Raw genomic sequence first — 15,597 nt, forward strand, 5'->3', positions numbered from 1 at the left:
ATGGTGCACAACGGGTTAGGATGAAGAAGAAGGACAGAGGAATTGTCGATCTCCCATCAGTACGGGAGCTTTCAACTGCGCTGTCTGTTGCGCGAATGGTTCGCCACCTAGCAAACCTAGCGCTCAAAGTGGGGCTTGGTGGAGAAAAGACGAGGAAGATCGTGGATAGCGCGGATCAGTTTCTTGCCCAATCGGACATCCTTCATCTTCCCGACAGATTCAATGCCGCATTCTCAGGACGGGGCTGGCTTGCGACGTCATCAATGTCGGTGGATGCTATGCGTGCTGCTTTGAAAAAGCATGAAGAGGGCGACACGGATGCCGGGGAAGAGATTATACTCGACTGGGTACTTGACCGCGAGACGATTGATCTTTTTGCCATCAACCGCAGCAAAAGGTTCGGGGGCGTCAGCGGTCGGTGGCATCAGTTACGCGAAGCACTGACGCTGACCACAGAAGGTCGGTACTGGTCAGCGGTTCCACTAATCCTGATCGCTTGCGACGGTTTCGCGTCGGACGTACTCGGAACCTCACCGTTCGAGAAGAACGCGGACCTGAGCGTGTTCGATTCCTTAGTAGCCCACCCGTCATCGCTTCCTGCGGCAATTGCACGGATTACAAAAGGGGTGCGCAAGTCGAGCGACGATATGCTTTCTTTACCGCTCCGGCATGGCATCCTTCACGGCCGTTCTCTGGGCTATGCAAACCGTGCGGTCTGCGGAAAAGCATGGATGCTAATGATTGCGCTGGTGGACTGGGCTGCGGACAAACAAGACGAGGAGGCACGACGGGCCAAAGACGAGGAGCGACGATCCATCAAGTGGGCTGATATCTCCGCATCACTGGAGAAGAACAGGGCGGACAAGGTAGCTATCGAAGCGTTTGTCCCTCGCCGCTGGGAAGGGCCGTTCTTAGCGGGATTGGCAGATGACGAGCCTCCCATTGCGTTCCGAGAGTTTCTCACTGGCTGGCAGAATCGGAACTTCGGCATCATGGCAAAACGAGCGGTCAATATGACACGGCAGAAGCACGCACATCTCGCAGGTCGTATGCGTGCAGATGAGGAGCATATAAAGCTCATTGAATTTGAGATTATCTCAGTGTCGCAGACAACAGTTGCTCGAGCGGAAGCACGCATTCGAATGAATGGCCGGAATCAGAAAGGTGATGTTAGCGGTGAATTTCTAGTCTTGGCTTTCAATCACACAGTCGATGGCCAGATTGCAATGCCTACCGATGAAGGCACTTGGCAGGTCCAGCAGGGATGCATGTTTGATTTAATGCACGAGCGTACGATCGATAAGCGGAATGTTTGAGCAAGATTGCCGCGAGATTGCTCATACCCGACCTCAACTCGTTTTAAGATAAGTTGGTGAAAGGGCTATCGCTAAGACGGACGGCTTCGATAACGCCAGTGAATCTCAGCGAATAAGAGCTTTTCTCTATAACGTTGCCGAAATCAATCCCGCTTCAGCGGCCTGAAGCTCATCCGGTGCAGCGGGCAAGGCCCGTGGCTTTCGATGGCGCGCAGGTGGGCCGGCGTGCCGTAACCGGCATGGCCTTCAAAACCGTAGGATGTGTGCACCACACCCGCGCGTTCCATCATCCGGTCGCGGGTCACCTTGGCGATGATCGAGGCGGCGGCGATGGAGAGGGAGCGGGAATCGCCCTTGATGACGGCTTTGGCTTCGCAGGCGATGCCGGGCGGGCGGTCGCGGCCGTCGGCCAAAACGAGGGCAGGGGAAATTTCGAGACCGAGCACGGCGCGGCGCATGGCGTCGAGGCTGGCGCGCAGGATATTCATGCTGTCGATCAGGCCGGGGCCGGAAGAGGCGACGGATACGATCGAGGTTTCCATGATCTGTACGAACAGGCTTTCCCGCTTCTGCTTCGTCAGCTTCTTGGAATCGTCCATCCCCTTGGGAATATTGTCCGGATCGAGAATGACCGCTGCCGCAACCACCGGTCCGGCCAGAGGTCCCCGGCCTGCCTCATCCGTGCCGGCCACGGGCCAGAGGCCCTTCTTTTTCGCTTCCAGTTCGAAGGAAAAATCCGGGCCGGTATCGGCAAGATCAAAAAGAGCAGGAGAATCGGGTGTGGCCGTGCGTTTCATGCGGCGAAACTGGCACACACACCCGATCTCCTGCAAGCCCCCGGAAGCGGGCGATGACAGGCATGGTGAGCCGGGGTCAAGGGGCGTGGCTCACCGTGCCCCGAAGGTCATCATGACCTTTGATCCTCCAACGGGGCGGCGGAGGAAAAACGATCGCACGCGAGGCGGCGGTTCCGGGGGCGATGTCCGGCGGGCCAGGGAAAACCCGCCGGGCATGTCGTGGGAGTGTGGCCGGTCTAAAAAAGAGGCCGCCGCTCCCTGTCATATTCTGCCTGATATCGCCGCACGTTCCGTATGGTGCTTCGATCAGGCGGAGTTGTTTTCAGCATCGGTCTTTCAAAGCAGCGACAACTGCACGCCGGCTCCGCCCGGCGGCACGAAGAGATCGTCGCGCAGGTGGATGCCGCGACGGATGAGGCCGAGCCTTTTTGTCGCCATCTCGAAACGCCTGCCGATCTGCCAGGCATAGGGGCCGGCGCCCTTCATGCGTTTTCCAAATTCCGCGTCATAATCCTTGCCGTCGCGCATGGAGCGCACCAGCGACATGACATGACGGTAGCGGTCCGGATAGTTGCGCAGCAGCCAGTCGCGGAACAGCGGGCTCACCTCCAGCGGCAGGCGCAAAAGCACATAAGACGCTTCGGTGGCGCCGGCGGCCTTGCCGGCCTCGAGAATACGCTCGATCTCATGATCGTTGAGCGCCGGGATGACAGGCGCCATCATAACGGCTACGGGAATGCCGGCCTCGGTCAGCGCCTTGACGGCTTCCAGTCGCTTCTCTGGCGTGGCGGCGCGCGGTTCCATGTTGCGCGCGAGCTTTCGGTCCAGCGTGGTGACGGAAATACCGACCTTGGCGAGCCCCTTTTTGGCCATGGGCGCCAGAATGTCTATATCCCGCTTGATCAGCGCCGATTTGGTGACGATGGCGACGGGATGATCGGCCTTGGCCAGCACTTCCAGTATCTGCCGCATGATGCGCCATTCGCGCTCGATCGGCTGATAGGGATCGGTATTGGTGCCGATGGCGATCACCCGCGGCTTGTAGCCCGGCTTAGCCAGTTCCCGTTCCAGCAGCTTCGCCGCATCCGGCTTGGCGAAGAGCTTGGCTTCGAAATCCAGCCCGGCGGAAAGCCCCATATAGCTGTGCGTAGGGCGCGCAAAACAATAGATGCAGCCATGTTCGCAGCCGCGATAGGGATTGATGGAACGGTCGAAGGGGATATCGGGCGATTCATTGCGGGTGATGATGCTGCGCGGCTTTTCCACCTGCACCTCGGTGCGAAACTCCGGCATGTCCTCGAGAGTCTGCCAGCCATCGTCGAAAACCTCGTGCTGCAGGGTCTCGAACCGTCCATCCGGGTTCAGCCCGGCACCACGGCCGCGACGGCGGTCGATCTCGATGCGCAGGCCGGATGCATCGGCCAACGCATTGGCAATATCCGGCATATGGCTCGGCTGGAAGGCAGCCTGCCCCGAAAGCGTATGGTTTCTCATCTGGATGCTCCCAGGACGCCGCACGCCTCTCAAGGCACGCTCAACGCCCTAAACCGTTTCCGTCCGGACAGGCTTTCAACCGCCTCCCGAATGATTAAATTCCTACATCAGGAATGAGAACAATACAAGAACAAAATTGCAAATTCGGCTCGTTCTCCAGAGATGGATGAGTGGCCGCGACAGGCACGGCCACATCTGGAGACTGTGCGGTCGGTGGGCATGGACAGCCTTGGATTTTACAGCGATGAGCATAGTGGCAATTTATTGTGCGATGCGTTAGAGCTATGCAGATGTTGACAGTCATAATGGAATGCCGGGATCACGAGCCGGAACTGGCGCACACATTGTCTGCGCTTGTAACCGGGGCCGTGGAAGGGCTTGTAAGCGATGTTGTGATTCTCGATCACGGTTCGCGCGATGGATCGTCGCGCGTCGCCGATGCCGCCGGCTGCCGTTTTTATGGGCAGTGGGACATCGAGGACGTGGTGAAGTCCGCACGCGGCGGCTGGCTGCTTCTGATCGAGCCGGGCGCGCGCCCGCAGGCGGGCTGGATCGACGAGATTCTCGAATATGTGGCGATCTGCGCGCAGCCGGCCCGTTTCTCGCCCTCGCGCTATCACCGGCGCAATGTCTTCAGCCGTATGCTGCGGCGTATTCCGCCATTGGAACACGGATATCTTCTGCCAAAGAAGCATGCCGTGTCGATTGCGAAATCGGGCATGAGCCTGACGCAATTTGTCGGCGCGCAAAAACCGCGCCGGCTGAATGCGGAAATGGTGCCCGCCTGGGCGCTGCGAGCCTCGGCCTAACCTCGGGGCCGCTTTACCCGGCCAGAACCTTGCCGGGGTTCATGATGCCGGCGGGGTCGAAAGCGTGCTTGATGCGCCGCATCAGTTCCATTTCGATGCCGGGGCGGATGGCGGCCAGTTCGTCGCGCTTCAACTGCCCGATGCCGTGTTCGGCCGAAATGGACCCGCCGAGCGACAGCACGATGCCATGCACGATCTCGTTCATGTCCCGCCAGCGGCCAATGAATTCGGCCTTGTCGGCACCCACCGGCTGGGAAATATTGTAGTGAATATTGCCGTCGCCCAGATGCCCGAAGGCGCAGACGCGGGCGCCGGGTATGGCGGCAAGAACCGCCTTTTCCGCCGTCGCCATGAATTCCGGTATTTTCGACACCGGAACGGAAACATCGTGCTTGATGGAGCCGCCTTCGGGTTTCTGCGCCTCCGACATGCTTTCGCGCATGTGCCAGAGAGCCTGCCGCTGCGCTTCGGACGCGGCGATCACCGCATCCTGAACCAGCCCGGCCTCAAAACCGCGCTCCAGCAGCGATTGCATCATGCTATCTGCCGTTTCGGCCGAGTCGGAGGTGGAAATATCGATGAGCGCGTACCAATCATGCGGCTGTTCCAGGGGATCGCGCACGCCGGGAATATGCCGGGCGGTGAATTCGACGCCGATTCGTGGCATGAGTTCGAAACCGGTGAGCGCCGTGCCGCAGAGATTGGAGGCCATCTCGAACAGCTTCAGCGCATCCTCGGTGGAGGTGAGCCCGGCAAAGGCCACCTGATGGCCGAGCGGTTTCGGGAAGAGCTTCAGCACCGCGCCGGTGATGATGCCAAGCGTGCCTTCGGAACCGATGAAGAGATCGCGCAGATCGTAACCCGTATTGTCCTTTTTCAGCCGGCGCAGCCCGTTCCAGATTTCGCCGGTCGGCAGCACCACTTCCAGCCCAAGGCAAAGCTGGCGCATATTGCCATAAGCGAGCACCGCCGTGCCGCCGGCATTGGTGGCGAGATTGCCGCCGATGCGGCAGGAACCCTGCGAGCCGAGCGACAGCGGGAACATGCGCTCCACGGAATCGGCAGCCTTGTGGATGTCATCGAGAATGCAGCCGGCATCGGCGACGATGATATTGGCGACCGGATCGATATCGCGAACGCGGTTCATGCGCTCCAGCGACAGGATGATGTCCGTTCCTTCGGCGCGCGGTGTCTGGCCGCCCACGAGGCCGGTATTGCCGGTCTGCGGTACGATGGCGGTGCCGGTTTCGCTGGCGAGCTTCAGGATGGCGGCAACCTCTTCGACCGAACCGGGCTTGATGAGCAGCGGCGAGGCGCCGCGATAAAGTCCGCGATTTTCCACCAGACGCGGCGCCATTTCCGCCGGGTCGCGGACCGCGTTCTTTTCGCCGACAATGGCGGCAAAGCGGTCGAGGATGTCGGAGGAGGGGATGGCGGTGGTCGTCATGGGTGGCGTCTCGCTGTCTTTTGAAACATGGGCGAAAGGATTGGGTGTCGTCAGCCTCGCGGCGCGGCGGCGCGGGAAAGGCGGTCGTTGATCGCCTCTCCGAGACCGTGGGTGGGAATGGCGGTGATGGCGATCATGTCTGCGCCGCTCGCATCGGCGGCTTTGAGATAATCGAACAGATTGGCAGCGGCCTCGGAAAGATCGCCGGAGGGGCTGAGATCGAGCACGGTGCGCGCCGTCTCTTCGCCGGCAATGGCGATGCCGCCGAAGCGGATCAGCGCTTCGCCCGGCAGAACCGATGTGGCGTGAAGGCGCACGGCCGCACCCGGCGCGTAATGCGAGGCCAGCATTCCCGGCGCTTCAATGGCGGCGGCGGCTTTTTTCGGCCGTTCAAGCCGTTTGCCGGCAATGCGTTCTATGTCCGCGGTGACGATGCCGCCGGGACGAAGCAGCCGCACCCGGCCATCCTCTTCCACCTTGACGATGGTGGATTCGACGCCGACAGCGGCCGCCCCGCCATCGAGAATGAGATTGATCTTCTGGCCGAGATCCGCCTCCACATGGGTCGCACTTGTCGGGCTGATCTTGCCGGAACTATTGGCGCTGGGGGCGGCGAGCGGCCTGCCGAAGCGGCGGATCAGATCGCCGGCAAAACCCTGCGGCACACGAATGCCGACCGTATCGAGACCGGCTGTCGCCAGCGAATGAATGTCGCTTGCCGGTTTCAGCGGCAGCACCAGCGTCAGCGGGCCGGGCCAGAAGGCTTCTGCCAGCTTCAGCGATATGGGGTCGAAGACGGCGTAACGTTCGGCCATGGCGATATCGGCCATGTGGCAGATCAGGGGGTTGAACTGCGGCCGGCCTTTTGTCTCGTAAATGCGGGTAATCGCCGCCGGATTGGTGGCGTCGGCGGCAAGGCCATAGACGGTTTCCGTCGGCAGGGCGATGGGCTGGCCGGCGGCAAGCTCCGCCACGGATACCTGCAGGGCCGTTTCCCGCTCTTTGTCTATATCGATATGACGCGCCATGATGCTGCCTTTCAGGGCGGTCAATAGCGTATTTCAGAGGCTTATGGAAAGTTTTATATCGCCTTGATGATCCTGCGCATCTCCTCGGACCGCGCGCCGAGCATGAGCACGTTTTTCAGCGCCACCCGCGGATCGTGGGTCTGGAACAGCAGGCCGCCGCGATGGACGGAGGTATCGACGGCGAGTTCCTGATCGGGAAGCGCGTTGATGGCGACGGCGAAGTACATCCGCGAATAGCGCGCATCGATATTTTCGAAGAAGTTTTCAGCCCCGCTCAGCTCGGCGAAGAAATTCGCGAAATAGAAGGACCAGAGCACATGGCGCTCGGCGTCGAAGCTGGTTTTCGCCGCCGTGACGTGACAATAGCCGAGATGCGGCCGGTCATTGAGCAGATGGTGAAAAACCATCTTCGGAAAACGGATGGACTGGTGAAAGCCGTTCAGACGGCTGTGGGTGGCATCGGCGGCAGCTTCCAGCTTTCGCCCGGTCAGCGCAGCCACTTCGTCATGGCTGTAATAGACGCGTTCTTTCGGCAGCCATCGTTCTTCATAACGGCTGATACGCCCTGTCCGCAGGAAATCGGAATGCGCGGTCTTCGAGCGTATCGGTGTGAGCGAATGCCTGCTCGCATCGAAATAGCGTATGCGTGTCGCCTTCTCCACCGGGAACACCCTCGTTGCTGTCGATCCGGCAAGATAATTTAGGGCGCGTTAATACTCCGTTGCGCCGCACCCCCCGTTTTTTAATGGGTGGGGAGCAGGATGCGCGCCATCATGCGTCATATTGCGACGTCATTTCCGTCATTGAATAGCTGTCGGATTTCCCAGCGGAATGGGCTGAGAGGGCGAATTGCGCATGTCGCAATTTGTCGCCAATGCGGAAGGTAATGTCGCTGTTTGTGCTGCCGCAAATGAGCGCCGGTGTTTAGATGAGTACATGCTTCCGCAACCCCGCAAATGGTGTCGGGCAGGGCGGTTTGATCGAGGATTTGGCCATGGAATTGCGTGATACCGTATTGCGCCAGCTGAAAAACCGCCGCGAAGGCTTCAGCCTGGAACAGCCCTTCTACACGGACCCGGATTATTTCAAGCTGGATATGGAAACCATCTGGTATCGCGACTGGCTGTTTGTCGGCCATGATTGCGAAGTGTCTAAATCCGGCAGCTATTTCACCGTGCAGGTCGGGGCCTATTCCGTGGTCATCGTTCGCGGTCGCGACGGGCAGATCCGCGCCTTCCACAATTCCTGCCGCCATCGCGGCTCCCGCGTTTGCACCACGCAGAAGGGCCAGTCGGCCCGCCTCGTCTGTCCCTATCACCAGTGGACCTACGATCTCGACGGCAAGCTGCTTTTTGCACGTCACATGGGAGAAGAGTTCGACAAGGGCGATTTCGGCCTGAAGCCGGTCGCCTGCGAAACCGTCGCCGGTTACGTCTTCATTTGCCTTGCCGATCAGCCGGCCGATTTCGAGCCCATGCGCAGGGAAGTCGAGAGCTACATGGCGCCGCACCGCATCTGGGAAGCGAAGGTCGCGCATGAGAGCACGATCATCGAAAAGGGCAACTGGAAGCTCGTCTGGGAAAATAACCGCGAGTGCTACCATTGCGCCGCCAACCACCCGGAACTCTGCCGCACCTATCCCGAAAACCCGAGCGTGACGGGAACGGACGGCGGTGCGAGCGATCCCGAGATCGGCGGCCACTGGGCGCGCTGCGAGGCCGCCGGCCTGCCGAGCCGTTTCAAGATCGACCCCAAGGGCCAGTTCCGCGTCGCCCGCATGCCGCTGATCGGCGAGGCGGAAAGCTACACCATGTCCGGCAAGCGCGCCGTGCGCCGGCCGCTGTCAGACGATGTCAGCATCAGCCATATCGGCGCGCTGCTCCTGTTCCATTACCCGACGACCTGGAACCACTTCCTCGGCGACCACACCATTTCCTTCCGGGTGCTGCCGCTCAGCGCCACGGAAACCATGGTCACCACCAAATGGCTGGTGCACAAGGATGCTGTCGAGGGCGTGGATTACGATCTAGAGGACCTCACCCATGTCTGGAACGAGACCAACGATCAGGACCGCCGCATCGTCGAGGAAAATGCCTTCGGCATTCGTTCCCCGGCCTACGAGCCCGGCCCCTATTCCATGGAGGACGAGGGCGGCGTGATGCAGTTCGTCAACTGGTACTCCGATTTCATGGTCGACCGGCTCTCCGGCGATAAGGCCCGGCTTTCGGCTGTAGCGTGATGCGAAGATGAATATGGTTGTAACCTATAAGCATATTGACGAGATGAAGCCATGGAGCGACAAGCTCCAGCTTCTGGAGTGCATCTCGGTGACGCCCGAGACGCCCGATGTGATGACGTTCCTGTTCCGCTCGGAGGATCAGAACTGGTTCCGTTATCTGCCGGGGCAGTTCGTCACGCTGGAATTGCCGGTGGGCAAGGAGCCGCTTTACCGCACTTACACATTGTCCTCCAGCCCGTCGCGGCCCTATGCGCTGTCGGTCACGGTCAAGGCGCAGGCCAACAGCATCGGCACGCGCTGGATGTTCGACAATCTGAAGCCCGGTATGAAAATCCGGGCGCTCGGGCCGCTCGGCGACTTTTCCTACGTCAAGCATCCCGGCGACAAATATCTGTTCATCTCGGCAGGCTCCGGCGTTACGCCGATGATGTCGATGGTGCGCGACATGAGCGACCGCGCCCCGCAGAGCGATATTGCCTTCATCAATTGTTCACGTACCCCCGGCGATATCGTCTTCCGTCACGAGCTGGAATATCTCGCCCGGTTCATGCCGAACCTGTCTCTCGGCTTCATTGTCGAGAAATGCGGCCGCACAGATCTGTGGTCCGGCCTGAAGGGCATGATCGACAAGGCCAAGATCGCGCTGCTCGCGCATGATTTCATGGAGCGCACCGTCTTCTGCTGCGGGCCGGAGCCGTTCATGGCCGCCGTCCGCTCGATGCTCGATGCCTCCGGCTTCGACATGAGCCGCTATCATCAGGAAAGCTTCGCGCCGGCCGCGCCGGTCACTGTTGGTGAAGCCGTGCTTACCGGTGCGGATGGCGAAGCGCTGTCTATGGTGGGTTTCACCCTTTCCGGTAAAGAAATGCCCTGCCAGCCAGGCCAGACGGTTCTGATGACGGCGCGCGCCGCCGGGGTCCGTATCGGGGCGGCGTGCGAATCGGGGATTTGCGGCACCTGCCGGGTGCTGAAGCTTTCCGGTGAGGTGGAGATGAACCACAATGGCGGCATTCTCGATGAGGAAATCGAGGAAGGCTATATTCTCGCCTGCTGCTCACGCCCGTTGACCGATGTAAAGGTGGAAGCCTGACACGAGCAGGCGTTTCATTTCATACGTCTTTCCCCGGATGGTTGTCTTGGAACCAAATTTCTCTAAACTCGTTTGCACGTCATCGAATTCTTTTCGGGCATGAAACGGGGCTGTCCCATATCTCCGACAAGAGCGAGTGGGTAAAAAGGCGCGGGTCCAACGCGCTGAAGCAAACGGAGGAAGATCATGATGAATTTCCGGACAACGAGTGTCGCCACGGCGATGATCGTGTTCCTCACCAGCTTTACGCCGTCGCAGGCGTTCCAGGCCCCTGTGCCGATGCCCAAGCCGGCGGTTTCGACCGACAATGTCGTGCCGGTGCAGTACCGTGAATGGGATCGCCGATACGACCGCAGGCATGGCGACCGCATGTATCGCCCGCGCCCGCCGCGTGACGGCTATTATAACGGTCACCGCGGCTATCGCGATCGTCGTCCGGGTTACCGTTATCACAATGGTTACTGGTTCCCGCTCGCTGCCTTTGCGGCCGGTGCGATCATCGGCGGCGCCATGCAGCAGCCGCGTCCGACCTATGGCGGCAGTCATGTTTCCTGGTGCCAGAACCGCTGGCGGTCCTACCGCGCTTACGACAACAGCTATCAGCCGAGCAGCGGTCCGCGCCGCATATGCGTATCGCCTTACAGCCGCTGACAGGACTTTCGAAAGCCCGGATTTTGATCCGGGCTTTTGTTTTGCCGCTGCCGGATCGGGTAAACGAAGCGTGATGGGATCGTTAATGCTGGGTTCAGGCGAAAACGCCTAGCCTGCAACCTGCAATGTTCCAGCCAGACCGAAAAACTGGCCGAATGAGAATAAAAAAGTGTTATTATTCACGGAGAACGGCCTGTTGACCGTCGTGAATGGAGGAAGTCAGATGAGAAGCTATATGAAGAATATCCTGGCTGTCGGTCTTTCTGCGATTGTGGTTGCGGGAGCGATTGTTCCGGCGGAAGCAGCAATGCCTTTGCCGATCGCGCCGAAGAGCGTTGAGACCGCAGGCAACGATGCCAGCAAGAATATCGTGAACGTGCAATATTGGCGTGATCGCGACGGCTGGGGCGATCGTCGCGGCTGGTATCGCGGCCACCGTGGTTATCGCGATTACCGTCCGGGCTATCGTCACCATGACGGTTACTGGTTCCCGCTCGCAGCCTTTGCGACGGGTGCGATCATCGGCGGCGCACTCTCGCAGCCGCGTGAAGTCTACCGCCCGGTACCGGAATATCGTCCGCGCCCGGTCTATCGCGAATATCGCCCGGTCTATCGTGGCGGCATGAGCCGCGCGCATGTGAACTGGTGCTATGGTCGCTATCGTTCCTACGATGCCTATAGCAACACGTTCCAGCCGTATCACGGCCCGCGCCAGCCCTGCTATTCGCCCTACGGCTGATAGAGTCGCTTCAATCGAGAGAGCCGTCCGGTCGCCACCGGGCGGCTTTTTGCTGTCACAAGATCCGCGCGCGCTTCAGCACGAACCAGGCGAGCGCAACCGAAATCATGATGAAGATGCTGGCCGACAGCGTGCCGCCCGTGCCGACGGTAAACGGCAGCTCATCCGTATTCATGCCGAAGAAACCGGTGACCAGCGAGGGCGGCAGCAGGAATGCCGTCATCAGCGACAGAATATAAAGGTGCCGGTTGGTTTCCGACGAGAGTTTGGAATCGATTTCTTCATGCAGCAGCCTTGCCCGCTCCTGCAGGGCGTAGACGTCGTGGTCGACAGCCTCCAGACGGGCCATCAGGCGTGAGGCGACATCCTCGAAACCATTCGGCATCTCGTCATCATCGGCGGCCGAAGCCCGCCGCATCAGGGTCAGCACGGTGCGCAGATGCCGGTGCAGGCGAACCACGGTGCGGCGCAGCGGGGCAAGACGCCGCCGCTCGTCACGGTTCTCGCTGTCATAGACCATATCCTCGATGGCGTTCAGCTCTTCCGTGGTCTCCATCACCAGATTGATGAGCGAGCGCTGGAACTCCGCCACCAGCCCCTCGAACACATGTGATGGCGTGAGGTAGCGGTTGGAATTCTTGTCGACCGCCGCCTTCAGCCGGTCCACCGAATGCAGCGGCTGCAGGCGGGTCGTGATGATGAAACGGTCGCTCACCGCAAAATGCAGCCAGCCGAAGTCACGTGTCTCCTTGTCGAATTCCCGCTGGAAATCGACAAGCGTGCCGTAAAGCGATTTTTCATCGACCACGATGGAGGGATGCGTCTCATGGGTGGTGAGGCTTGCCCGCGCCGCCGGATCGAGACCCTCTATGGTCTCGAGAAAACCCGCCACACGCTGATCGGCGAGGTTGAGGTGCAGCCAGAAGAACCCTTCGCACTCTGCCATTTCGTGAAAGCCGGCATCGGGCGCGAGCCGCCGGCACGGGGCCGTACCGGGATGAAATTGATAGGCCCAGACAAGGCCGGGAATAACGGGCGTTACGAGATCCATCGTGGCAGTCCTGACCGGCTGGATGGGAGGAGGGAGGCGTCCGTCGTTCCGGTGTGGGAGCGGCGGCGGCGAGGCGCCTTTCAGCGCATGCTGAGCAAATTCATATGACAGTTTTATAACAATCCCGCCGAAATGACGGGAATTTTCAAATTGACGTTTACGTAAAAATCATTTAGCCCGAAGGCAGTAGCAAGATGCCAGAGCTTCAGGAGGAGGCAGCATGTATAGCGCGCCGGTGGACGATATCGCCTTTACACTCAAACATGTAGCGGGTCTTGAAGACGCGCTGTCGACGGGTGCGCTGGGAGACCTTGGGGAAGATCTGGTCGATGCCATTCTGCACGAAGCCGGCCGTTTCGCCACCGCAGAGGTCGCGCCGCTCGCCGAGATCGGCGACCGCCAGGGCGCAAAGCTTGCCGACGGCAAGGTGACGACACCGGATGGCTGGGCCGATCTTTACCGCCGCTGGGCGGAAGCGGGCTGGAACAGCCTGACGGCGCCGGAAGAATTCGGCGGCCAGAACCTGCCGCATATGCTGAATGTCGCCGCACTCGAAATGTGGAATTCCGGCTCCATGGCCTTTGCGCTGGCCCCGACGCTGACCATGGGCGCGGTGGAAGCCCTTGTCGCCCACGGCAGCGATGACCTCAAGCGCACCTATCTGCCGAAACTCGTCTCCGGCGAATGGACCGGCACCATGAACCTCACCGAGCCGCATGCGGGTTCGGATCTCGGCGTCCTGAAGACCCGGGCGGAGCGCAATGGTGATGGCACCTACCGCATCTTCGGGCAGAAGATTTTCATCACCTGGGGCGAACACGACGCGGCGGACAATATCATCCACCTCGTTCTCGCCCGCCTGCCGGATGCACCGGCCGGCACGCGTGGTATCTCGCTGTTCCTGGTGCCGAAATTCCTGCCCGATGACAACGGTGCGCCGGGCAGCCGCAACGATCTGTTCTGCCATTCGCTGGAACACAAGCTCGGCATTCACGGCTCGCCCACCTGCACGATGATCTTCGGCGACGGCAAATTCGGCGAAGGGAAGGGCGCTCTCGGCTGGCTGGTCGGCGAGGAGAACAAGGGGCTCGCCTGCATGTTCACCATGATGAACAACGCCCGCCTTGCCGTTGGCATGCAGGGCGTGGCGATTTGCGAGGCCGCCACCCAGAAGGCCATCGAATATGCCAGGGAGCGCACGCAAGGCAAGGCGCCCGGCTGGCAGGGTTCCGGCATGAGCCCGATCATCGAACATCCGGATATCGCCAGAACGCTTCTGACGATGAAGGCGCTCACTCAAGGGTCGCGGGCGATTTCCTTTAGCTGCGCGCATGCCATCGATATGGCGCATGCGACTGAAGACGCCCGGCAGCGCGCTCACTGGCAGGAGCGCGCTGCCCTTTTGACACCCATCGCCAAATCCTTCTCCACCGATGCCGGCGTCGATGTCGCCTCCATGGGCATTCAGGTGCATGGCGGCATGGGCTTTATCGAGGAAACCGGTGCTGCGCGTTATCTGCGCGATGCCCGCATCGCGCCGATCTATGAAGGCACCAACGGCATTCAGGCCATCGATCTGGTGCTGCGCAAGCTGCCGCTCTCCGAGGGCGCGCAGGTGCGCGGTTTCGTCGCCGAACTGCGCGAGATCGCCGCCCGCACATCAGCTTCGAACCGCGACGATCTCGGCGAGACCGGCCGTTATCTCGAAGCCAGCCTCGCCGATCTGGAGACAGCGACCGACTGGCTGCTGGACCGCATCAAGGCAGGCGAAACCGAAACCGCGCTCGCCGGCGCGACGCCCTATCAGCGCCTCTTCGGCCTGGCGCTCACCGGCGCCTATCTCGCCAAGGGCGCATTGGCTGCCGTCGATGATGGCAAGAGCGGGCATCGCGCAGCCCTTTGCCGTTTCGCAGCGGAAAATCTGCTGGCGGAAACGGCGGCGCTGAAGGACCGCGTTATATCAGGTGCGGCAAGCCTTGCCGCCGCCCGCACCGTATTGGCTTGAGGAGGCTCAGATGTCGGACGATCACATTCTCGTCGAGCGCGTCGGCCATGCGCCGGAAGTCTTGACCATCCGCTTCAATCGGCCGGACAAGAAAAACGCCATCACCGATGCCATGTATCTACGCATGGCAGACGCCCTGCATGCCGCCAATGCGGACCCGGAAATTCGCGTCGTTGCCTTTCTCGGCACGGAAGGCTGCTTCTCCGCCGGTAACGACATGGCCGATTTTCTGGCCTTCGCCATGTCGGGCGGAAAGGGTAAGCTTGCCGCGCTCGAGCTTCTGAAAGCGCTCGTCGCTTTCGAAAAGCCCATGGTATCCGGCGTCGACGGGCTCGCCATCGGCATCGGCACGACGCTGAACCTGCATTGTGACTTAACGGTCGCCTCCAGCCGCAGCCTGTTCAAGACCCCATTCGTGGATCTCGCTCTGGTGCCGGAAGCGGCTTCCAGCCTGCTCGTGCCGAAGCTCATGGGACACCAGCGCGCCTTTGCGCTGCTTGCCATGGGCGAGGGTTTTTCCGCCGATCAGGCATTGCAGGCCGGAATGATCTGGAAAGTCGTCGCCCCTGAACATGTGGAGAGCGAGACGCTGGCGCTTGCCACCCGGCTTGCGGCCAAACCGCAGCAGGCGCTGAAGATCGCCCGCGATCTGGTTCGCGGCAATCCGAACGATCTTCTCGCCCGCATCGAAGAGGAAGGCCGTCATTTCATCGCGCAACTGCAAAGCGCCGAAGCGCGCGCCGCCTTCGAGGCATTCATGCGTCGCTGAGTGCCGCGGGAATCGGGAAGCCCGCCGCTTGTTTCTTCTCCCCGCCGGGGAGAAGTCCGCGGCAGCGGGATGAGGGGGCGAGGGTAAAGATATTCGGCAACGTAGCCCCCTCATCCGACCCTTCGGGCCACCTTCTCCCCGGCGGGGAGAAGAAGCCGGCGG

Annotated in this window: 14 protein-coding genes; 8 read left to right on the forward strand and 6 right to left on the reverse strand. The window is 60.7% G+C overall.

Features of this window, described 5'->3' with window-relative positions; genetic code table 11:
* Positions 1-20 precede the first annotated feature (20 nt).
* Positions 21-1,316, forward strand: a complete 1,296-nt coding sequence (locus tag I3J13_RS16745) for a hypothetical protein (RefSeq protein WP_196379505.1) — start codon at positions 21-23, stop codon at positions 1,314-1,316.
* 143 nt (positions 1,317-1,459) lie between these two features.
* Here I3J13_RS16745 and I3J13_RS16750 read toward each other — a convergent pair whose 3' ends face one another.
* Positions 1,460-2,113, reverse strand: a complete 654-nt coding sequence (locus I3J13_RS16750; RefSeq protein WP_031233992.1) for a ribonuclease HII — start codon at positions 2,111-2,113, stop codon at positions 1,460-1,462.
* 336 nt (positions 2,114-2,449) lie between these two features.
* Positions 2,450-3,607 carry a PA0069 family radical SAM protein gene (locus tag I3J13_RS16755; protein WP_020810756.1) on the reverse strand — a complete coding sequence of 386 codons (1,158 nt, stop codon included), beginning with the start codon at positions 3,605-3,607 and terminating at the stop codon, positions 2,450-2,452.
* A gap of 290 nt (positions 3,608-3,897) precedes the next feature.
* On the opposite strand from I3J13_RS16755, the gene I3J13_RS16760 reads away from it, so the two are divergent.
* Positions 3,898-4,416, forward strand: coding sequence for a glycosyltransferase family protein (locus I3J13_RS16760; protein WP_003521054.1), 519 nt, complete (start codon positions 3,898-3,900; stop codon positions 4,414-4,416).
* Positions 4,417-4,429: 13 nt separating this feature from the next.
* On the opposite strand, the gene I3J13_RS16765 is transcribed toward I3J13_RS16760, so the two are convergent.
* From I3J13_RS16765 to I3J13_RS16775, 3 genes are read right to left on the reverse strand one after another with little or no spacing between them, the layout of a single operon-like run.
* On the reverse strand, positions 4,430-5,863 hold the full coding sequence (locus I3J13_RS16765) for an FAD-binding oxidoreductase (protein WP_196379506.1): 1,434 nt from the start codon (positions 5,861-5,863) through the stop codon (positions 4,430-4,432).
* 50 nt (positions 5,864-5,913) lie between these two features.
* Complete coding sequence (locus I3J13_RS16770; RefSeq protein WP_196379551.1) at positions 5,914-6,891, reverse strand: L-threonylcarbamoyladenylate synthase; 978 nt, start codon at positions 6,889-6,891, stop codon at positions 5,914-5,916.
* Positions 6,892-6,944: 53 nt separating this feature from the next.
* Positions 6,945-7,553, reverse strand: coding sequence for a DUF6656 family protein (locus I3J13_RS16775; protein ID WP_059760871.1), 609 nt, complete (start codon positions 7,551-7,553; stop codon positions 6,945-6,947).
* A gap of 332 nt (positions 7,554-7,885) precedes the next feature.
* Between I3J13_RS16775 and I3J13_RS16780 the strand changes: the two genes are divergently transcribed.
* From I3J13_RS16780 to I3J13_RS16795, 4 genes are all read left to right on the forward strand, one after another.
* On the forward strand, positions 7,886-9,130 hold the full coding sequence (locus tag I3J13_RS16780; protein ID WP_031233390.1) for an aromatic ring-hydroxylating oxygenase subunit alpha: 1,245 nt from the start codon (positions 7,886-7,888) through the stop codon (positions 9,128-9,130).
* 7 nt (positions 9,131-9,137) lie between these two features.
* Positions 9,138-10,220, forward strand: coding sequence for an FAD-binding oxidoreductase (locus I3J13_RS16785; RefSeq protein WP_196379507.1), 1,083 nt, complete (start codon positions 9,138-9,140; stop codon positions 10,218-10,220).
* A gap of 186 nt (positions 10,221-10,406) precedes the next feature.
* A complete protein-coding gene (locus tag I3J13_RS16790; protein WP_020808793.1) occupies positions 10,407-10,871 on the forward strand; it encodes a BA14K family protein in 465 nt (154 codons plus the stop codon).
* A 223-nt stretch (positions 10,872-11,094) separates the two neighbouring features.
* Complete coding sequence (locus I3J13_RS16795; protein ID WP_020808794.1) at positions 11,095-11,610, forward strand: BA14K family protein; 516 nt, start codon at positions 11,095-11,097, stop codon at positions 11,608-11,610.
* A 55-nt stretch (positions 11,611-11,665) separates the two neighbouring features.
* Here the strand turns inward: I3J13_RS16795 and I3J13_RS16800 are convergent, their stop codons facing one another.
* Complete coding sequence (locus I3J13_RS16800) at positions 11,666-12,661, reverse strand: transporter (protein ID WP_196379508.1); 996 nt, start codon at positions 12,659-12,661, stop codon at positions 11,666-11,668.
* 220 nt (positions 12,662-12,881) lie between these two features.
* On the opposite strand from I3J13_RS16800, the gene I3J13_RS16805 reads away from it, so the two are divergent.
* Both I3J13_RS16805 and I3J13_RS16810 read left to right on the forward strand, forming a co-directional pair.
* Positions 12,882-14,666 (forward strand): acyl-CoA dehydrogenase family protein, encoded by a 1,785-nt coding sequence (locus I3J13_RS16805; RefSeq protein ID WP_196379509.1) that lies wholly within the window; start codon positions 12,882-12,884, stop codon positions 14,664-14,666.
* A gap of 10 nt (positions 14,667-14,676) precedes the next feature.
* Positions 14,677-15,435: a crotonase/enoyl-CoA hydratase family protein gene (locus I3J13_RS16810; RefSeq protein ID WP_196379510.1), complete on the forward strand. Its 759-nt coding sequence runs from the start codon at positions 14,677-14,679 to the stop codon at positions 15,433-15,435.
* The last annotated feature ends 162 nt before the right edge of the window (positions 15,436-15,597 follow it).

Origin of the sequence: Agrobacterium leguminum (assembly GCF_015704895.1) — a bacterium.
GTDB classification, from domain to species: domain Bacteria; phylum Pseudomonadota; class Alphaproteobacteria; order Rhizobiales; family Rhizobiaceae; genus Agrobacterium; species Agrobacterium leguminum.

Excerpts from the sequence above, each read along its gene's own strand:
- I3J13_RS16810 (WP_196379510.1), top strand. The coding sequence starts at position 14,677 with ATGTCGGACGATCACATTCTCGTCGAGCGCGTCGGCCATGCGCCGGAA.
- I3J13_RS16750 (WP_031233992.1), bottom strand. The coding sequence starts at position 2,113 with ATGAAACGCACGGCCACACCCGATTCTCCTGCTCTTTTTGATCTTGCC.
- I3J13_RS16790 (WP_020808793.1), top strand. The coding sequence starts at position 10,407 with ATGATGAATTTCCGGACAACGAGTGTCGCCACGGCGATGATCGTGTTC.
- I3J13_RS16745 (WP_196379505.1), top strand. The coding sequence starts at position 21 with ATGAAGAAGAAGGACAGAGGAATTGTCGATCTCCCATCAGTACGGGAG.
- I3J13_RS16805 (WP_196379509.1), top strand. The coding sequence starts at position 12,882 with ATGTATAGCGCGCCGGTGGACGATATCGCCTTTACACTCAAACATGTA.
- I3J13_RS16755 (WP_020810756.1), bottom strand. The coding sequence starts at position 3,607 with ATGAGAAACCATACGCTTTCGGGGCAGGCTGCCTTCCAGCCGAGCCAT.
- I3J13_RS16780 (WP_031233390.1), top strand. The coding sequence starts at position 7,886 with ATGGAATTGCGTGATACCGTATTGCGCCAGCTGAAAAACCGCCGCGAA.
- I3J13_RS16785 (WP_196379507.1), top strand. The coding sequence starts at position 9,138 with ATGAATATGGTTGTAACCTATAAGCATATTGACGAGATGAAGCCATGG.
- I3J13_RS16765 (WP_196379506.1), bottom strand. The coding sequence starts at position 5,863 with ATGACGACCACCGCCATCCCCTCCTCCGACATCCTCGACCGCTTTGCC.
- I3J13_RS16770 (WP_196379551.1), bottom strand. The coding sequence starts at position 6,891 with ATGGCGCGTCATATCGATATAGACAAAGAGCGGGAAACGGCCCTGCAG.
- I3J13_RS16795 (WP_020808794.1), top strand. The coding sequence starts at position 11,095 with ATGAGAAGCTATATGAAGAATATCCTGGCTGTCGGTCTTTCTGCGATT.
- I3J13_RS16760 (WP_003521054.1), top strand. The coding sequence starts at position 3,898 with ATGTTGACAGTCATAATGGAATGCCGGGATCACGAGCCGGAACTGGCG.
- I3J13_RS16800 (WP_196379508.1), bottom strand. The coding sequence starts at position 12,661 with ATGGATCTCGTAACGCCCGTTATTCCCGGCCTTGTCTGGGCCTATCAA.